15 protein-coding genes are annotated in these 16702 nt (G+C 57.4%); 9 read left to right on the forward strand and 6 right to left on the reverse strand.

Translation table 11 applies throughout. The features are described from left to right. Positions 1–312: 312 nt before the first annotated feature. The 4 genes from ABRZ28_RS07475 (at position 313) to ABRZ28_RS07490 (ending at position 3325) form a co-directional block, all read left to right on the forward strand. Complete coding sequence (locus ABRZ28_RS07475) at positions 313–495, forward strand: hypothetical protein (protein WP_319603282.1); 183 nt, start codon at positions 313–315, stop codon at positions 493–495. A 120-nt stretch (positions 496–615) separates the two neighbouring features. Beyond that, positions 616–1707 (forward strand): ABC transporter substrate-binding protein, encoded by a 1092-nt coding sequence (locus ABRZ28_RS07480; protein ID WP_319603281.1) that lies wholly within the window; start codon positions 616–618, stop codon positions 1705–1707. Positions 1708–1729: 22 nt separating this feature from the next. After that, a complete protein-coding gene (locus tag ABRZ28_RS07485) occupies positions 1730–2539 on the forward strand; it encodes an ABC transporter permease (protein WP_319603280.1) in 810 nt (269 codons plus the stop codon). A gap of 3 nt (positions 2540–2542) precedes the next feature. Next, entirely contained in the window at positions 2543–3325 is a 783-nt protein-coding gene (locus tag ABRZ28_RS07490) for an ABC transporter ATP-binding protein (protein ID WP_319603279.1), read from the forward strand. Positions 3326–3519: 194 nt separating this feature from the next. On the opposite strand, the gene ABRZ28_RS07495 is transcribed toward ABRZ28_RS07490, so the two are convergent. The 6 genes from ABRZ28_RS07495 to bioA form a co-directional block, all read right to left on the reverse strand. Then, the gene (locus tag ABRZ28_RS07495) at positions 3520–3861 is read right to left on the reverse strand and encodes a hypothetical protein (RefSeq protein WP_330519896.1); all 342 of its coding nucleotides are present in this window, start codon (positions 3859–3861) and stop codon (positions 3520–3522) included. A gap of 235 nt (positions 3862–4096) precedes the next feature. Beyond that, positions 4097–5794 (reverse strand): NAD-dependent malic enzyme, encoded by a 1698-nt coding sequence (locus ABRZ28_RS07500; protein WP_319603278.1) that lies wholly within the window; start codon positions 5792–5794, stop codon positions 4097–4099. A gap of 194 nt (positions 5795–5988) precedes the next feature. Then, on the reverse strand, positions 5989–6876 hold the full coding sequence (cdd, locus tag ABRZ28_RS07505; protein ID WP_319603277.1) for a cytidine deaminase: 888 nt from the start codon (positions 6874–6876) through the stop codon (positions 5989–5991). 440 nt (positions 6877–7316) lie between these two features. Continuing rightward, positions 7317–8012: a CidB/LrgB family autolysis modulator gene (locus ABRZ28_RS07510; RefSeq protein ID WP_319603276.1), complete on the reverse strand. Its 696-nt coding sequence runs from the start codon at positions 8010–8012 to the stop codon at positions 7317–7319. Beyond that, complete coding sequence (locus ABRZ28_RS07515) at positions 8012–8419, reverse strand: CidA/LrgA family protein (RefSeq protein WP_319603275.1); 408 nt, start codon at positions 8417–8419, stop codon at positions 8012–8014. Before ABRZ28_RS07515 ends, ABRZ28_RS07510 begins: the two co-directional genes overlap by 1 nt. 117 nt (positions 8420–8536) lie before the next feature. Beyond that, complete coding sequence (gene bioA / locus ABRZ28_RS07520) at positions 8537–9826, reverse strand: adenosylmethionine--8-amino-7-oxononanoate transaminase (RefSeq protein ID WP_330520115.1); 1290 nt, start codon at positions 9824–9826, stop codon at positions 8537–8539. A gap of 94 nt (positions 9827–9920) precedes the next feature. Here bioA and bioB point away from each other — a divergent pair, with 94 nt between their 5' ends. The 5 genes from bioB (at position 9921) to uvrB (ending at position 16371) form a co-directional block, all read left to right on the forward strand. After that, the gene (bioB, locus tag ABRZ28_RS07525) at positions 9921–10961 is read left to right on the forward strand and encodes a biotin synthase BioB (RefSeq protein ID WP_319603274.1); all 1041 of its coding nucleotides are present in this window, start codon (positions 9921–9923) and stop codon (positions 10959–10961) included. Positions 10962–10982: 21 nt separating this feature from the next. Beyond that, on the forward strand, positions 10983–12131 hold the full coding sequence (gene bioF, locus ABRZ28_RS07530; protein WP_319603273.1) for an 8-amino-7-oxononanoate synthase: 1149 nt from the start codon (positions 10983–10985) through the stop codon (positions 12129–12131). Then, on the forward strand, positions 12121–12879 hold the full coding sequence (bioC, locus tag ABRZ28_RS07535) for a malonyl-ACP O-methyltransferase BioC (protein WP_330519897.1): 759 nt from the start codon (positions 12121–12123) through the stop codon (positions 12877–12879). The genes bioF and bioC overlap by 11 nt, the downstream gene beginning before the upstream one ends. After that, positions 12872–13552 carry a dethiobiotin synthase gene (bioD, locus tag ABRZ28_RS07540; RefSeq protein ID WP_330519898.1) on the forward strand — a complete coding sequence of 227 codons (681 nt, stop codon included), beginning with the start codon at positions 12872–12874 and terminating at the stop codon, positions 13550–13552. The genes bioC and bioD overlap by 8 nt, the downstream gene beginning before the upstream one ends. Before the next feature lie 809 nt (positions 13553–14361). Continuing rightward, a complete protein-coding gene (gene uvrB, locus ABRZ28_RS07545) occupies positions 14362–16371 on the forward strand; it encodes an excinuclease ABC subunit UvrB (RefSeq protein ID WP_330519899.1) in 2010 nt (669 codons plus the stop codon). Positions 16372–16702: the final 331 nt, after the last annotated feature.

Here is a 16702-nt window from a genome sequence, read left to right on the forward strand (position 1 = left end):
CCCTGCCGCCACCTTTCAGGCCGTCGCGGGCGACGTTGAAAAACGCTCCCGGCGTTTTTTTATTTAATAAACGGACTGGCTGATTGCGCGGCGGCGCGGCGTAACACGCAATGAGAGTGAGGAAATATCCGTGATATCCGTCAGTTGGCTACCTGACGGCGACGCGCGGCCAACTATTGCTGATGAATGGGTAACCATATAAATATTTGTTGGTTGATAAAAATAGTTGCGACTTTAAATATGTGCTTGCGATTTGTTAAAAAAATTCACCTTTGGTAGCTAAAGACAACATTGCATTAATAAAGGAGCACTATGTCAAGGAGTACTGTAAGCAGAAAAAAGGCGCTCGCTGTGCTATGCGGCTTGAGCGCGATACTGGGCGGATGGCAAGCGGCGCAGGCGGCAACGGAGCCGCAGCGGGAACCGCCGCCGCAGGAAAAACCGTCTTCGTCAACGTTCGTCGAGGGTTCCAATCGAATCCCGGCTTGTCATTGATGGGCCGTTGCGGCGCATCGTGAGCGCATTCGCGGCAATGTCCGGCAGGCGTATCCTGCGATAACCCCTGCCGCCGCCATCCTACAGTTATTCGACGTATTTAATGCGAGGTATCTTTCCATGTCTAATCTGTCAGTAAACAACAAGCGGCATGCCGCCGCGCTGCTGGCGCTGAGCGCGACGCTTATGCTGTGGTTTCAGTCGGCGATTGCCGAAACCGGCGCCGTGAAACCGCTTAAAAGTATTACGCTGCAACTCGATCCCGCCACGGCGGTAGCGCAGGAAAAAGGTTTCTTTAAGGAAGAGTTCGACAAGATCGGCATCGAACAGGTCAACCTGATCGCCTCCGGCAGCGCCGAACTGCTGGGCGCGGAGGCGGCGCACCTCAACCACGGCGGCATCGCGGTGGCGCAGCGCATGATTTATCCGGCGGTGGTGCATCATGCCAACGGGCTGGATGCCGTTATCGTCTGGGAATCTGAGCCTTCCGACAAATACCGTACGCCGATCATCGCGCGGGCGGACAACAAGGAGATTAATCAGATTCAGGATCTGGACGGACGCAAATTCGCCAGCAGCCGGGTGAGCTGCTACTGGACGGCGCCGACCGAAATCCTGACCAAGGCGGGCTTGCCGCTCGACTCCCGCAAGCAGCAGGGGCGGGTGCGTTACCAGTCGATGGATAACAGCGCCGCGGTCGCCGCCGCCCTGTTAAGCGGCTCCATTGATGCGACGGCGGTGCATCTCGGCACTTCCGGCGCGGCCGCGCTCTATACCTCCGGGCAGGTGAAAGTGATCGGCCGTACGCCGGATGACGGCGTCTACGTCAACGGCGCCGGTCGGGTTTCCTACTTCGCGATGCGCTCGTTTGCCGAAAACTATCCGCAGGCCATTCAGGCGTTTCTGCTGGCGGTCGACCGCGCCAAAGAATGGGCGCGCACGAATCCCGATGAGGCGGCGGCGATCGTCGCCAAAGCCACGCGCGTGCCGGAACATATCGCCAAGTTCCAAATTACCGATCCGTCGCAGTTCTACTTTATGCGCGGCGAGGCAGACGCCGACAGCGTGCGCGACAATATCAAAACCTTCCAGGCCTGGTATATCGCGCAGGGGGACGACATCCTGAGCGAGCGCAATCTGAGCGATACCCAGGTTGATAAGCTGGTCGACGCGCGTTTTTTCAAAGGTGGCGCTTATTCGGCCTATAACTGATCTCGCTTAAAGGACGATAACGATGAGTGATAGCATTCTTAGCGGCGTGGCGACGGCAAAGATCGTTCGCCGCCGACGATCGGGGAACTGGCTCGGCTTTATTCTGCCGCTGGCGATCCTGTCCGGCTGGCAGGCCGCGTCCTATTATCAGTGGGTTCCGCCGGTCTTTCTGCCGTCGCCGGCGCGTACGCTCGCCTCGTTCTGGGACCTGGTGACCAAACAGTCGTTCGAGCAGGATTTTTTTATCAGTATCATGCTGGTTTCGCAGTCATTCCTGCTCGGCGCGTTGGCCGCGCTGCTGCTGGGGATCGCCGCCGGCATGTCCCGCAAGGTGGAAAACTTCTTCGGTCCGACGTTCGACACGATCCGTCATATCCCCGGCATCGCCTGGCTGCCGCTGATCATTCTGTGGTTGGGCGTGGGTGCGCCGGCCAAGACGCTGGTGATCGCCAAATCGGTGTTTTTCCCGGTGTTTCTCAATACGCTGCAAGGGATCCGCAACGTCGATCGCAACTACATTGAACTGGGGGAGGTGCTGCGCCTGACGCGCTGGCAAACCCTGCGGCGCATCGTGATCCCCGCGGCCTTGCCCAACGTGATGGTCAGCCTGCGTTACAGCGCCGGGCTGGCCTGGGCGCTGGTGGTGGTGGCCGAGGGCATCGCGGGGCAGGTGGGCATTGGTTTTCTGATCTTTCGCGCCCAGTCGCTGCTGCTGACCGACCAACTGCTGGTCTGCATGGCGACCATCGGCATCGTCGGTTTTCTAATCGACCGGTTAATGCTGGCGTTGCAAAAGCGCGCGCTGGTGTGGAAGCAGGGCTATGAGGGATAACCCATGACCGAGACATTACATGTGCGCGGCGTGACCAAACGTTATTCGCACGACGGCGCCGCATCGCACGAGGTGTTGCGCGGCATCGATTTAACGGTGGAGCCCGGCGAGTTCGTCAGTATCGTCGGGCCGAGCGGCTGCGGAAAAAGTACCCTGTTGCGGCTGATTGTCGGGCTGGATCAGGATTATCAGGGCGAGATTACGCTGGGAAGCCGGCGCATTAGCGGCCCTGGCCCGGAGCGCGGCATTGTGTTTCAGGACCATCGCCTGCTGCCGTGGTTGACGCTGGAAGAGAACATCGCGCTGGCGGTGGAGAATGTCTCCTGGCCGGCGGCCCGCAAACGCGACACGGTGCGTGAACATATTGAACTGGTCGGGCTGGCGGGCTACGAACAGGCTTTTCCCCACCAGCTTTCCGGCGGTATGGCGCAGCGCGCCGCCATCGCCCGCGGGCTGGTGGCGCGTCCGGAAGTGCTGTTGCTCGACGAACCGCTGGGCGCGCTGGATGCGCTGACGCGAACCCGATTGCAGGATGAACTGCTGCATATCTGGCGGCATGAGCGCACCAGCATGATTCTGGTGACCCACGATATCGAGGAAGCGCTTTATTTGAGTCACCGCGTGGTGGTGCTGCAATCGCATCCGGGGCAGATCGCCAAAGTGGTGGAGGTGACGCTGCCGACGCCGCGCGATCGCGCCAGCTATGCCTTTACCGACCTGCGCCGTGAAGTGCTGGCGGCGATGACGCCGGATGCCGTGCGGCATGAAGCGGCGGTAGCAGGGTAGGCGATCGCACCCGGGCCGGCTGTCGTTTAATCACAACTCCCCGGCCACGTCGGCGGTAAGTTGTGAATTTTTGGCGCGGTATCCGTCAGCTCGGGTCATTCGATCTCGCAATCATCGTTACGCCGGAGAGTCGGAGCCGCGTCGGTTGTATTATTCGATTTCAGGGGGCGTTCTTTTATTTTTCGCTATAGTTATTACTTGTCGTCATCATCCAGACCAACGCCATACAAGTCGAATTCCCAGCGAATAAATTCATCGCTGCTGCCGGTAAATTCTACCCGCGGAAAGTCGGCGAATTCCGTGCATTTTGCCCAGGTAAGATGGACAACGGAAACGCGGTCGGCTGCCTGTGTGTGCCGCAGCAAAATATCGTCGTTGCCTTCGCGATAGGCGATCACCGCAACATCAACGCCATACAGCGAGTGCTGCTGCGGAAGTTCTGTTTCATACTCATTTTGCAGCGCTTGCTGCTTCAGGTCTGCGGCATATTCCCAGCCGCCGGGGAGGTGAGGTAGGAGAGATAATGTTGAATCCATAGTTTTCACTCTATAGGCCGATGGAGTCGGCGTCAGCATTCTCCAACCGCGGCAGTGTTTTAATGCGCATATCTCTCACTGAGGCAGGATAGCGTTACGGGGAGAAAGTTAACGTTATGAAGCGGATAATATCATTTTTACGCCCGATCCGGCGATAAGCACGGTTGTAAAGCGGTACGCGCAAGGGCAAAAAACAGCGCGACGGTCGCCGCGCTGCCTGGGGTTATAGCGTGAGTTAAAACGAGGTGCGTTTGTAGCTGCGGTATTGCGGCTGCCAGAAGTTGTGCGAGATGGCTTTTGCCAGCGCATCGGCGGAGGTCACCACCGCAACGCCCTGCAACTGCGCGGCCTTGCCGACTTCCAGCGCAATGTATTTCGATACTTCCTGAATATCTGCGATATCCGGCAGCAATGCGCCTTGCCCGTCTTTTGCCAGCGGCGAACAGTCCGCCAACGCGCGGCTTGCCGCCATCAGCATGCCGTCGGTAATGCGTTTCGCGCCCGATGCCAGCACGCCTAAACCAATACCGGGGAAGATAAAGGAGTTATTGCACTGGGCGATCGGATAAACCTTATCCTGGAACTGCACCGGCTCGAACGGGCTGCCGGTGGCCACCAGCGCCGCGCCTTCCGTCCAGCGGATGATATCTTCCGGGCGGGCTTCGACGCGAGACGTCGGATTGGATAGCGGCATCACGATGGGACGCGCGCAGTGGCTGTGCATCTCACGAATGATTTCTTCGGTAAACAGGCCCGGCTGGCCGGAAACGCCGATCATAATGGTCGGCTTGGCGTTACGCACCACTTCCAGCAGAGAGATCGCGTCGCTGGTCACGTCCCAGCGGGTCAAGGATTCGCTTTTCTGCACCAGCTTACTTTGGAAGTCGAGCAGGTTCGGCAGTTTGTCGGTCAACAGGCCGAAACGATCAACCATAAAGACGCGGGCGCGAGCTTCTTCCTCGCTCAGGCCTTCGGATTTCATCTGGGCGATGATTTGTTCCGCGATACCGCATCCGGCCGAGCCCGCGCCGAGGAACACCACGGTTTGGTCGCGCAACTGGCTGCCGGCGGCGCGGCTGGCGGCAATCAGACTGCCCAGCGTCACGGCGGCGGTACCCTGAATATCGTCGTTGAAGCTACAGATTTCATCACGGTAGCGATTCAGCAGCGGGGTGGCGTTTTTCTGGGCGAAATCTTCAAACTGCAACAGGACATTCGGCCAGCGGCGTTTTACCGCCTGAATAAACTCATCGACGAATTCGTAATATTCGTCGCCGGTGATGCGCGGATGGCGCCAGCCCATATACAGCGGATCGTTCAGGCGCTGCGGGTTGTTGGTGCCGACATCCAACACCACCGGCAGGGTATATGCCGGGCTGATGCCGCCGCAGGCGGTATACAACGAGAGCTTGCCGATGGGAATGCCCATGCCGCCGATGCCCTGATCGCCCAGACCCAGAATACGCTCGCCGTCGGTAACCACGATGACTTTGACATTCTGTTTGGTGGCGTTTTGCAGCATATCGTCGATATTGGCACGGTTCGGATATGCGATAAACAAGCCGCGCGCCCGACGGTAGATATCGGAGAAGTGCTCGCAGGCTTCACCCACGGTCGGGGTGTAGATAATCGGCATCAGCTCGCTGAGGTGGGCGTCCAGCAGGCGATAGAACAGGGTTTCATTGGTATCCTGTATGTTGCGCAGGTAGACGTGCTTTTCAATGTCGTTTTTGAACTCCCGACATTGACGCCAGGCGCGTTCAGCCTGTTCTTCAATGGTTTCGACGGCTTCCGGTAATAAACCGTGCAGATTAAAGTTGGCGCGTTCTTCTTCTGTAAATGCGCTGCCTTTATTTAGCAAGGGAAATTCAAGAAGTATGGGGCCAGCATAGGGGATGTAGAGGGGGCGGGTACTTTCGTATTCTAATTCCATGTCTTTTATACTCTTTGGGTAACAGAAACGAATTCAGTGATAGGGCAAAACTTAAGGTATTGCCGATCTTAAATTACCCACAAAATATGTACAGAAAATGTTAATTAAAATAGTTACATATAACTTGCAATAAAAAATAAAAACAGGCTGTATCGATTCAACTACAGTTAATTAACATTGCTCGTCCCGCCTGGCTAATCGAGCAAGCGTAATGCGACGTTTTTACAGCCGAGTTCGTTCAAGATGAATCTGGATGTTTCCCATTGGCTGATGGCGGCGTGACGGCGTTCGACAATCACTGCCCGCTCTATTTCCGTGTGCTTTTCGCCAGCCAGATTCAGCAGGTTAAGCGCCACCTGCAAGGGCGGCAGACTGGGGTTGAATGCCGCATTTTCGGCATAGCGGCCGGTATAGAGATGGCCGCCGGCGGTTTGCAGGGCGACGCCGCTGATTGCCTGACTATAGGGCGCGTGGCTGCGATTGGCGGCGTCCAGCGCGGCAAGCGTCAGAGCGTCGTCATCCGCCAGCGTATACGCGTGGCGGGCGCCATCCATTAACCGCGCGGCGATATCCAGATCCGCAGGGCCAAACGAGTCAGGCAGATAATGACTGAGCGCGGCGGGCTGCCGGCCCGGTAATTGAATACGCAGCGCGGAAGCGGTGTTCAGTTCATTCATAAACTGTCGGCAATGGCCGCACGGCGTGTAGTTCACCGTCACCGATTTCAACCCCGGTTCATTGCGCAGCCAGGCGTGGCTGATGGCGCTTTGTTCGGCATGCACCGTCTGCTGTAATTGCCCCCCGGTGAATTCCATATTGGCGCCGAAATAAAAGTTGCCGCTGACGCCCTGGGCGAGCGCGCCCACCTGAAAATGAGAAATCGGCGTCAGCGCGCAGGCGGCAGCCAGCGGCAACAGTTCAAAGGCCAATGCGTCGCTATCGAGTTGGGCGCTATCGCGCAAGATCCTCACGTCATCCGCGCTCAACATAGCGGCAAAGTTCTGCCGGTCCAACATCGGTTTCAGCGCGGATTGCAACCGGGCCGGCAACTGTTGAAAAGCATCATTAAATCGTGGGTGCATATCGGCCTGCCTTTTTGACCCCGTCAGTGAATACCATAATAGGCAATGGATAGGGTGCTAATGGTGATAGTTGTCACATTATCAATGTAATCAATGAAATTAATAATATTAAAATGTGATGTAAATCACTATTTAATCGAGGTGCAAAAGTATTCCCATAGCGGGAATACTCAGACAGTTGACAAACCTATCTACCGAACCAGAACGGTGAGAATGGAATAGAAGAGTAAAGCGTCCGCGCCAGGGACGGCGCGGTTCGAGCTTACAGGGACGTACTTGCAGCGTCTTTACGAGCTATCCATTTTCACCGCTCGACACACTTTGTCATCAACCACAGTATTCCCATAGCGGGAATACTGCATCAGGCGAATTCGGTATGGCTTCACGGGCCAAAGGATGCTGTCCTTTGGCCCGTGAAGAAAGCGGCGTAAGCGGGGGACTTATTTAAAGAATGCGAGCAGGACAGGGAAAATAAACGGCGCGAGCAGCGAGGTCATGATCCCGCAGATAACCAACGCCAGCGAACTGAACGCGCCTTCCTGAAAATCAACCTCGGCGCAGCGGGCGGTACCCAGGGCATGTGAGGCGGTACCCATCGACAGACCGCGCGCGGCTTTGGTTTTTATGCCGACGCGATCGAACATGCCGTGTCCGACGACGGCGCCCACGATACCGACGAAAATCACGCAAACGGCGCTAATCGCCGGAATGCCGCCGATTGAGCTGGCGACCGCCATCGCAATCGGCGTCGTCACGGATTTCGGCAGCACCGACGCGGCGATTTCATTTGACGCGCCCAGCCACAATGCGACCAGCGTGCCGGAAACGATCGCCGCGATGCTGCCGATAAAGCAGACGCTGATAATGGATTTCCAGCGCGCCCGGATTTGATGAAGCTGTTCATACAATGGAAAAGCCAGCGCGACGACGGCCGGTTGCAGCAAGTTGTTGAGCACTTCGCTGCCCTTGAAATAGTGGTCATAAGGGATGTTCAGCAGCAGCAACAAAGGAATAATAATCGCCATCGACACCAGCAGGGGATTCAGCAACGAGATTTTCGTCCAGGCGGCCAGCTTGCGGGCGGCAAAAAAGACCAGCAGCGTGAGCGGTAAAGACCACCATATATAAGCAAGCATTATCCTTTGTCCTTAGGCAGTTCGGTTTCGCCGCCGATAGCGTGTTCACGCTGCATAAGTTGCGTACTGAAACCGACGACGAGCATGACGAAAAAGGTGCTGGTCAGACAGGAGATGACAATCGGGCCGAACTGTTGGCTCAGCAGGTCGTAATAATTCATCACGCCCACGCCGATCGGCACAAACAACATGGCCATATGGCGAATAAACAGATGGCAACCGGGTCTGACCCAGTCAGGCGGCAGGATCTGCGAGGCAAGCAGAGAGAATAAAATCAGCATACCGATGATGCTGCCCGGAATGACGATGGGAAGTAACGCGGATATCGCATTGCCTGCGAACAGACAGAGATAAATCAATGCGAAAGCGCGTAAATACTGCCAACAAAGGGTGATGGTATTACGCATGGAAAAGTCCTGATTAACTGATGGGGCAATCATAGCGCTAATAGAATTAGTGTGCCACCGCTCACAAGTTTTCCTTCCTCACTAATTTGCTGACCGCGTTAAATTGCAATGTTTGTCTCAATCGTTAAATAAACGCCGGTCAGATACGGCTTCCCCGACGGCATTGATAAGCCGCTGTAACTGCGCCGGTTGAATAATAAAGGGCGGCATCAGATAAATGAGTTTGCCGAATGGGCGAATCCAGACGCCGCGTTCAACAAAAAAGTGTTGTAGCCGCGCCATATTGACCGGGTGCCGCATTTCCAGCACGCCAATGGCCCCCAGCACCCTGACATCCGCCACCGTCCGCTCGGCGCTTAACGGCGTCAGCCCCTGCCGTAATTGTTGTTCGATGGCCGCCACCTGCCGCGGCCAGCGGTTCTCCGCCAGCAGCGACAAACTGGCGTTGGCCGCCGCGCAGGCCAGCGGATTGCCCATAAAGGTCGGGCCGTGCATAAAACAGCCTGCCGCGCCGTTACTGATGGTTTCCGCCACCTGCCGGGTGGTCAGCGTGGCGGCGAGCGTCAGATAACCGCCGGTCAGCGCTTTCCCCACGCACATGATATCCGGCGCGATACCCGCGTGTTCGCAGGCAAACAGTTTGCCGGTGCGGCCGAAGCCGGTGGCTATCTCATCGGCAATCAGCAACAGGTTGTGCCGGTCGCAAAGTTCCCGCACCCGCTGTAGATAACGCGGATGATAGAAGCGCATGCCGCCGGCGCCTTGAACGATCGGCTCCAGCACAATCGCCGCTATCTGTTGTCCATGTTCCGCCAGCAGCGCTTGCAGCGGCGCGATATCCTCTTCATGCCAGTCGCCGTCGAACCGGCACTGCGGCGCATCGGCGAACAGATGGTCAGGCAGATAGCCCTGATACAGGCTGTGCATCGAATTCTGCGGGTCGCAGACCGACATCGCGCCGAAGGTATCGCCGTGGTAGCCGTGGCGCAGCGTAAGGAAACGCTGGCGCCGCTCCCCGCGCGCCTGCCAGTATTGCAGCGCCATTTTCAGCGCCACCTCGACGGCGACCGAGCCGGAGTCCGCCAGAAAAACGCACTCCAGCGCGTCCGGCGTGATGGCCACCAGCCGACGGCAGAGCGCCACCGCCTGCGGGTGGGTGATGCCGCCGAACATGACGTGCGACATCTGCGCCATCTGCTGCTGTAGCGCCTGATTGATGACCGGATGGTTATAACCGTGGATCGCCGCCCACCAGGAGGACATGCCGTCGATCAGGCGGCGTCCGTCATCAAGCTGAAGTTCGGCGCCGTTAGCCGCAACCACCGGATAACAGGGCAACGGCTGGGTCATTGAAGTGTAAGGGTGCCAGATATGGCGCTGATCGAAGGCGAGGTCTTCCGGGGTCATCATGCTATACGTAAACTAAAATGTTATTGAGTTGGTTGACAGTATAAAGGGTTAATTTAAACTGGCGAAGTGTTTTTATTTTGGAGATGCCGACATGGCTGACCGCATTCACTGGACGCTTGAGCAAGCGCAGACCCTCTTTGATAAACCTTTTCTTGAACTGATGTTCGAAGCCCAACAGATTCACCGCCGGCATTTTGATCCCCGGCAGGTGCAGGTGAGCACGCTGTTGTCGATTAAGACCGGCGCCTGTCCCGAAGACTGTAAATATTGCCCGCAAAGCTCCCGCTATCGCACGGGAATTGAAACCGAACGGCTGATGCAGGTGGAGCAGGTTCTGGAATCGGCGCGTCAGGCGAAAGCGGCCGGCTCGACCCGTTTCTGCATGGGCGCCGCCTGGAAGAATCCGCATGAGCGCGATATGCCGTATCTGGAAAAAATGGTGCAGGGCGTGAAAGAACTGGGCATGGAAACCTGCATGACGCTGGGTACCCTGAACGGCGAACAGGCCGAGCGTTTGGCGTCGGCGGGGCTGGATTTTTATAATCATAATCTGGATACCTCGCCGGAATTTTACGGCAGCATCATCACCACCCGTAGCTATCAGGAACGTCTGGATACGCTGGATAAGGTGCGTAACGCCGGTATCAAAGTGTGCTCCGGCGGCATTGTCGGTCTGGGAGAAACGGTGCGCGATCGCGCGGGATTGCTGGTGCAACTGGCTAATTTACCCAAACCGCCGGAAAGCGTGCCGATCAATATGCTGGTCAAGGTAAAAGGCACGCCGCTGGCGGATAACGACGATGTCGATCCCTTTGATTTCATCCGCACCATCGCCGTGGCGCGCATCATGATGCCGACGTCGTACGTGCGCTTGTCCGCCGGACGCGAGCAGATGAATGAGCAGACGCAGGCGATGTGCTTTATGGCCGGCGCCAACTCCATTTTCTATGGCTGCAAACTTCTCACTACGCCGAATCCCAAAGAAGATAAGGATCTGATGCTGTTTCGCAAACTGGGTCTGAATCCGCAGCAGACCGAGACCGAATACGGCGATAACCAGCAACAGCAACGGCTGACGCAGCAGTTGACCACGCATGCCGATACGGAGCAGTTCTACAATGCGGCCGTATAACAACGGTCGGCGGACGGATTCATGAGCTGGCAGCAGCGTATCGCGCTGGCGCTGGAAAAGCGGCGCCAGGATGACGCCTACCGTACGCGTCAGGCGAATCAGGGCGGCAATGGCCGTTGGCTGGCGCAAGGCGGGCGGCGTTACCTCAACTTCTCCAGCAATGATTATCTGGGGTTGAGCGGTCATCCCGATATTATCCGGGCCTGGCAGCAGGGCGCGGCGCGCTATGGCGTCGGCAGCGGCGGCTCCGGCCACGTCACCGGCTATACCGACGCCCATGCGCGGCTGGAACAACAGTTAGCCGACTGGCTGGGCTATCCGCGCGCGCTGTTGTTTATTTCCGGCTATGCGGCCAACCAGGCGGTCGTGGCCGCGTTAACGCAGGCGGGCGACCATATTCTGGCCGATAAGCTGAGCCATGCTTCCCTGCTGGAGGCGGCGGCGCACTCGCCGGCCACGTTACGGCGCTTCGCCCACAACGATGATGAGTCCCTGCGCCGACTGTTGGCAAAGCCCGCCGACGGGCAAACGCTGGCGGTGACCGAAGGGATATTCAGCATGGACGGCGACGCCGCGCCGCTGCCGCAACTGCATGCGTTATGCCGTGAACGCGGCGCATGGCTGATGGTGGATGATGCGCACGGCATCGGCGTGCTGGGCGATGAGGGCCGGGGCAGTTGCTGGCGGCAGGGCATTCAGCCCGAGCTGCTGATCGTCACCTTCGGCAAGGCCTTTGGCGTCAGCGGCGCGGCCGTGTTATGCGCGCAGCCGCTGGCGGAATACTTCTTACAATTCGCCCGCCATTTGATTTACAGCACCGCCATGCCCGCCGCGCAGGCCTGCGCGCTGAGCGCCGCGCTGGATTGTATCCGGCAGGGCGACGCGCTGCGTGCGGCGTTACGGCGCAATATCGCGCTATTTCGCGCCGGGTGCGACGGCGAGTCGCACCGGTTGATGAATTCCCATTGCGCCATTCAACCGCTGGTGGTCGGCGATAATGCGCGCGCGCTGGCATTAATGACGCGTATCCGCGCGCAGGGATTGTGGGTCAGCGCGATGCGCCCGCCGACGGTTCCTCCCGGCGGCGCCCGTCTGAGAATTACCCTGACGGCGGCGCACCGGCCGGAAGATATCGAACGACTGCTGACGGTGCTGCGCCATGCTGACTGAAGCGCATGACAAGCAGGCCATTGCCAGAGCATTTGGCCGCGCGGCCGGCAGTTATGACCGTTTCGCCGCGCTGCAACGCGCCAGCGGCGAACGGCTACTCGACATGATTGCGCCGCATTCGGGTTCGCAGGTGCTGGATGCCGGCTGCGGCACCGGACATTTCAGCCGCCGCTGGCAACAACTGGGGAAGACGGTTACGGCGCTGGATTTGTCCGCCGAAATGCTGGCCCGGGCCGCCGAAAATCAGTCCGCCGCGCGTTATCTGCTGGGCGATATCGAAAATCTGCCGCTGGCGGCCGGCAGCGTGGACATCAGCTACAGCAATCTGGCGGTGCAGTGGTGCGATGATTTATCCGCGGCGCTGGCCGAACTGTATCGGGTTACCCGTTCAGGCGGCGCGATCGCCTTTTCCACGCTGGCGGACGGCTCGCTGACGGAGCTGGCGCAGGCCTGGCGTCGTCTGGACGGCTCGCGTCGGGTGAACCGCTTTCTGCCCGTCGAGGCGATTGAGGCCGCCTGTCGGCCTTATCGCTGCCGGCTCCATCAGGAGCGCGTAACCTGCCGTTTCCCTGATGTGCTGTCCGTACTGAAATCGTTGAAGGGCATCGGCGCCACCTGGCAGCATCAGGACCGTGCGCCGGGCTTGCTCAGCCGCTCGCGACTCAAGGCGTTGTCATCGGCGTATCCGCAGCAGGATGGTTATCCGTTAAGTTATCAACTGGTTTATGGAGTTATTTATCGTGATTAAACGCTGGTTCGTGACCGGAACGGATACCGAAGTCGGCAAGACGATCGCCAGCAGCGCGTTGTTGCAGGCCGCCAATCAGGCCGGATACCGCACCGCAGGCTATAAGCCGGTGGCCTCCGGCTGTGAAATCACCCCGCAAGGGGTACGCAACGGCGATGCGCTGTCGCTTCAGGCCAACAGCAGCGTGCGGCTTGACTATCAGAGCGTCAATCCGCTGGCGTTCGTCGAGCCGACGTCGCCGCATATCGTCAGCGCGGCGGAGCAACGGCCGATTTCGTTGAGCGCGCTTTCCGCCGGGCTACGGGCGTTGGAAGCGCAGGCCGACTGGCTGTTGGTGGAAGGCGCCGGCGGTTGGCTGACGCCGCTGTCGGAGCAGGAGACGTTCGCCGACTGGGTGGCGCGGGAGCAGTTGCCGGTGATCCTGGTGGTCGGAGTTAAACTCGGCTGTATTAATCACGCCATGCTGACCGCCGGCGCCGTCAGGCAGGCCGGTCTGACGCTCAGCGGTTGGATCGCCAATGATATTTTGCCGCCGGGGAAACGGCATCGGGAGTATCTGAACAGCTTGCAGCGGTTTTTACCGGCGCCGCTGCTGGGCGAAATTCCACACCTGACGGACCCGCAGTCGCAGAATCTGGCGCGCTATATCGATCTGATGCGGCTGGAATCATGAAAAGCGGCGCATTGCGCTGTGTAAAATCATAAGAGACAAAAAGGGGATAGCCAGGCGGGTAAATATTTATCGCTATTCCCTGTTGATAATTAGCCTCGTATTTATCATTCATCGGTAGAAAAAAATAACCTAAAAAACTCACTTAGCCCTTGACAGCGCTGACTTCGCGCTGATTTGTCCGTTCCCGCTATAATCATTTTTAGCCTAATATTTATGAGATAAATTGCAGAAAAAAAGTGAAGAAAATCCGTATCCGTGTTGCCGTTTGATGACGGTAGTATTTCGGCAGCTCAGAGCGGATGCGGGGTTGTGGGAGTTATCCACTATTTCTGTGGATAACTGTGTGCATTAGCGACAGGAAAACCATGCCAGGCGAGAGCTGACGCGGCTTTCCGCCAGGTTGGCGTTATTCTCCGCTTTTTTGCTAATTCTTTTTAAATCATTGTGTTATTTAAAATCAAGCCCCCTGGGCGCCGATGCCGGGTGGTTGCATAAATTAGCGGCAAAAAACAGACGGACACTTTAGCAATATCATTAATCTGGGGATAAATAATGACGGATCTGATTGTTGCATTAGAAAACCGTTTGCGGCGCTCAGGCCGCTCGCGATAAACACAAGGGCGTCGGCGAACGATTTGCCGGTTAATCGCGCGCGCGGGCAATAATTTCCTTGATGCTGTTTTTATATCCAGTATCATGGCGGTGGCAAACTCCGTGATTGGTTCCCATAATAGCGTGAGTGTCAATGCTTGCCGTCCGGTTCCGCTCGTTTGCCATCCGCCAGCCATCCAAGAGAAACGTATTCGACTATGAGTAAAGTATTCAAACTGAATTCCGAATTTAAACCCGCGGGCGATCAGCCGGAAGCCATTCGCCGCTTAAAGGAAGGATTAGAGGATGGACTGGCGCATCAGACGCTGCTGGGGGTCACCGGATCGGGCAAAACCTTTACCATCGCCAACGTGATTGCCGATCTGAATCGTCCCACGATGGTGCTGGCGCCCAATAAAACGCTGGCCGCCCAGCTTTACGGGGAGATGAAAGCGTTTTTTCCGGATAATGCGGTGGAGTATTTCGTCTCGTATTACGACTACTATCAGCCGGAAGCCTATGTGCCGAGCTCCGATACCTTTATCGAAAAGGATGCCTCGGTTAACGAACATATCGAACAGATGCGGCTCTCGGCGACCAAAGCCATGCTGGAGCGGCGTGATGTGGTGGTGGTCGCCTCGGTTTCCGCCATTTACGGTCTGGGCGATCCCGATCTGTATCTGAAAATGATGCTGCATCTGACGCAGGGGATGCTTATCGATCAGCGGGCGATTTTACGCCGGCTGGCGGAACTGCAATATACCCGCAACGATCAGGCGTTTCAGCGCGGGACTTTCCGGGTGCGCGGCGAAGTGATCGATATTTTCCCGGCCGAGTCGGACGATGTGGCGCTGCGCGTCGAGCTGTTTGATGAAGAAGTGGAACGGCTGTCGCTGTTCGACCCTTTAACCGGGCAGATTCTGCATGTCGTGCCGCGTTATACCATCTACCCCAAAACGCACTATGTGACGCCGCGCGAGCGGATTTTGCAGGCGATGGAGGATATCAAGGTCGAACTGGCCGATCGCCGCAAGATACTGCTGGCGAACAACAAGCTGGTGGAGGAGCAGCGTCTTAGCCAGCGCACCCAGTTTGATCTGGAAATGATGAACGAGCTGGGCTATTGCTCCGGCATCGAAAACTACTCGCGCTATCTGTCCGGGCGCGGCCCCGGCGAGCCGCCGCCGACGCTGTTCGACTACCTGCCGGCCGACGGGCTGCTGGTGATCGATGAATCCCACGTCACCATTCCGCAGATCGGCGGCATGTACCGCGGCGACCGGGCGCGCAAAGAGACGCTGGTGGAGTATGGCTTCCGCCTGCCGTCGGCGTTGGATAACCGCCCGATGAAGTTTGAGGAATTTGAAGCGCTGGCGCCGCAGACCATTTATGTCTCGGCGACGCCGGGCAAGTATGAGCTGGAAAAATCCGGCGGCGAAGTGATCGATCAGGTGGTTCGTCCCACCGGTCTGTTGGATCCGGTGCTGGAAGTCAGGCCGGTCGCCACCCAGGTGGACGACCTGTTGTCGGAAATCCGCCTGCGCGCCGCGGTGAACGAACGGGTGCTGGTCACCACGCTGACCAAACGTATGGCGGAAGATTTGACGGAGTATCTGGAAGAACACGGCGAACGGGTGCGCTATCTGCACTCCGATATCGATACCGTCGAGCGCGTCGAGATTATCCGCGATCTGCGGTTGGGCGAGTTTGATGTGCTGGTCGGCATTAACCTGCTGCGTGAAGGTCTGGATATGCCGGAAGTGTCGCTGGTGGCGATTCTGGACGCCGATAAGGAAGGTTTCCTGCGTTCCGAGCGCTCGCTGATTCAGACCATCGGCCGTGCGGCGCGTAACCTGAATGGTAAAGCGATTTTATATGGCGACAGAATTACTCCCTCAATGGAACGGGCGATTAGCGAAACCGAGCGCCGTCGTGAGAAACAGCAGGCTTACAACCGCGAACACGGCATCGTGCCGCAGGGTCTGAACAAGAAAATCGCGGACATTCTGCAACTGGGGCAGCCGGCGCACAAGGGTAAAGGCCGTGGTAAAAAAGCCGCCGAGCCTGCCGCCGGCTATCAGTTACTTACGCCGAAAGCGCTGGAACTGAAGATCCGCGAGCTGGAAAGTAAAATGATGACCCATGCGCAGAATCTGGAGTTTGAAGAAGCCGCCGAACTGCGCGATCAGGTTCAGGCCTTGCGCGCGCAGTTTATCGCCGCCTCATGATGGCGTAGGAGCGGACGGGATGACCGGGGAACCGGGCCATCCCGTCTTTCATGGATAACGGCAGCGTCTTTGCGCGCGTCAATCAGCTGGAGGATATCATCAGCCTTTATATAAAAGAGCGCTTAATGATTAAAATCCCCGAATAGTATTATCAGCGATATTGATAGTTACGCCCGGCATATTATTTGGATGACGCGCTAAATATCGGCCAGTTTATTCCATCAGTAAATAACCTCGTTAAATAAATCTAATGGTTGTTTCCGTTTTATTTTCCGGAATGGCGTGAAAAAATTATCCGGCATATTTAATACGTCTTGTTATACGGCTGATG

The sequence above is a fragment of the Brenneria sp. g21c3 genome, assembly GCF_040240345.1.
Taxonomy (GTDB): Bacteria; Pseudomonadota; Gammaproteobacteria; order Enterobacterales; family Enterobacteriaceae; genus Brenneria.

Excerpts from the sequence above, each read along its gene's own strand:
- uvrB (WP_330519899.1), top strand. The coding sequence starts at position 14,362 with ATGAGTAAAGTATTCAAACTGAATTCCGAATTTAAACCCGCGGGCGAT.
- bioF (WP_319603273.1), top strand. The coding sequence starts at position 10,983 with ATGAGCTGGCAGCAGCGTATCGCGCTGGCGCTGGAAAAGCGGCGCCAG.
- ABRZ28_RS07500 (WP_319603278.1), bottom strand. The coding sequence starts at position 5,794 with ATGGAATTAGAATACGAAAGTACCCGCCCCCTCTACATCCCCTATGCT.
- ABRZ28_RS07490 (WP_319603279.1), top strand. The coding sequence starts at position 2,543 with ATGACCGAGACATTACATGTGCGCGGCGTGACCAAACGTTATTCGCAC.
- cdd (WP_319603277.1), bottom strand. The coding sequence starts at position 6,876 with ATGCACCCACGATTTAATGATGCTTTTCAACAGTTGCCGGCCCGGTTG.
- bioC (WP_330519897.1), top strand. The coding sequence starts at position 12,121 with ATGCTGACTGAAGCGCATGACAAGCAGGCCATTGCCAGAGCATTTGGC.
- ABRZ28_RS07480 (WP_319603281.1), top strand. The coding sequence starts at position 616 with ATGTCTAATCTGTCAGTAAACAACAAGCGGCATGCCGCCGCGCTGCTG.
- ABRZ28_RS07510 (WP_319603276.1), bottom strand. The coding sequence starts at position 8,012 with ATGCTTGCTTATATATGGTGGTCTTTACCGCTCACGCTGCTGGTCTTT.
- bioB (WP_319603274.1), top strand. The coding sequence starts at position 9,921 with ATGGCTGACCGCATTCACTGGACGCTTGAGCAAGCGCAGACCCTCTTT.
- bioA (WP_330520115.1), bottom strand. The coding sequence starts at position 9,826 with ATGACCCCGGAAGACCTCGCCTTCGATCAGCGCCATATCTGGCACCCT.
- ABRZ28_RS07515 (WP_319603275.1), bottom strand. The coding sequence starts at position 8,419 with ATGCGTAATACCATCACCCTTTGTTGGCAGTATTTACGCGCTTTCGCA.
- ABRZ28_RS07485 (WP_319603280.1), top strand. The coding sequence starts at position 1,730 with ATGAGTGATAGCATTCTTAGCGGCGTGGCGACGGCAAAGATCGTTCGC.
- ABRZ28_RS07475 (WP_319603282.1), top strand. The coding sequence starts at position 313 with ATGTCAAGGAGTACTGTAAGCAGAAAAAAGGCGCTCGCTGTGCTATGC.
- ABRZ28_RS07495 (WP_330519896.1), bottom strand. The coding sequence starts at position 3,861 with ATGGATTCAACATTATCTCTCCTACCTCACCTCCCCGGCGGCTGGGAA.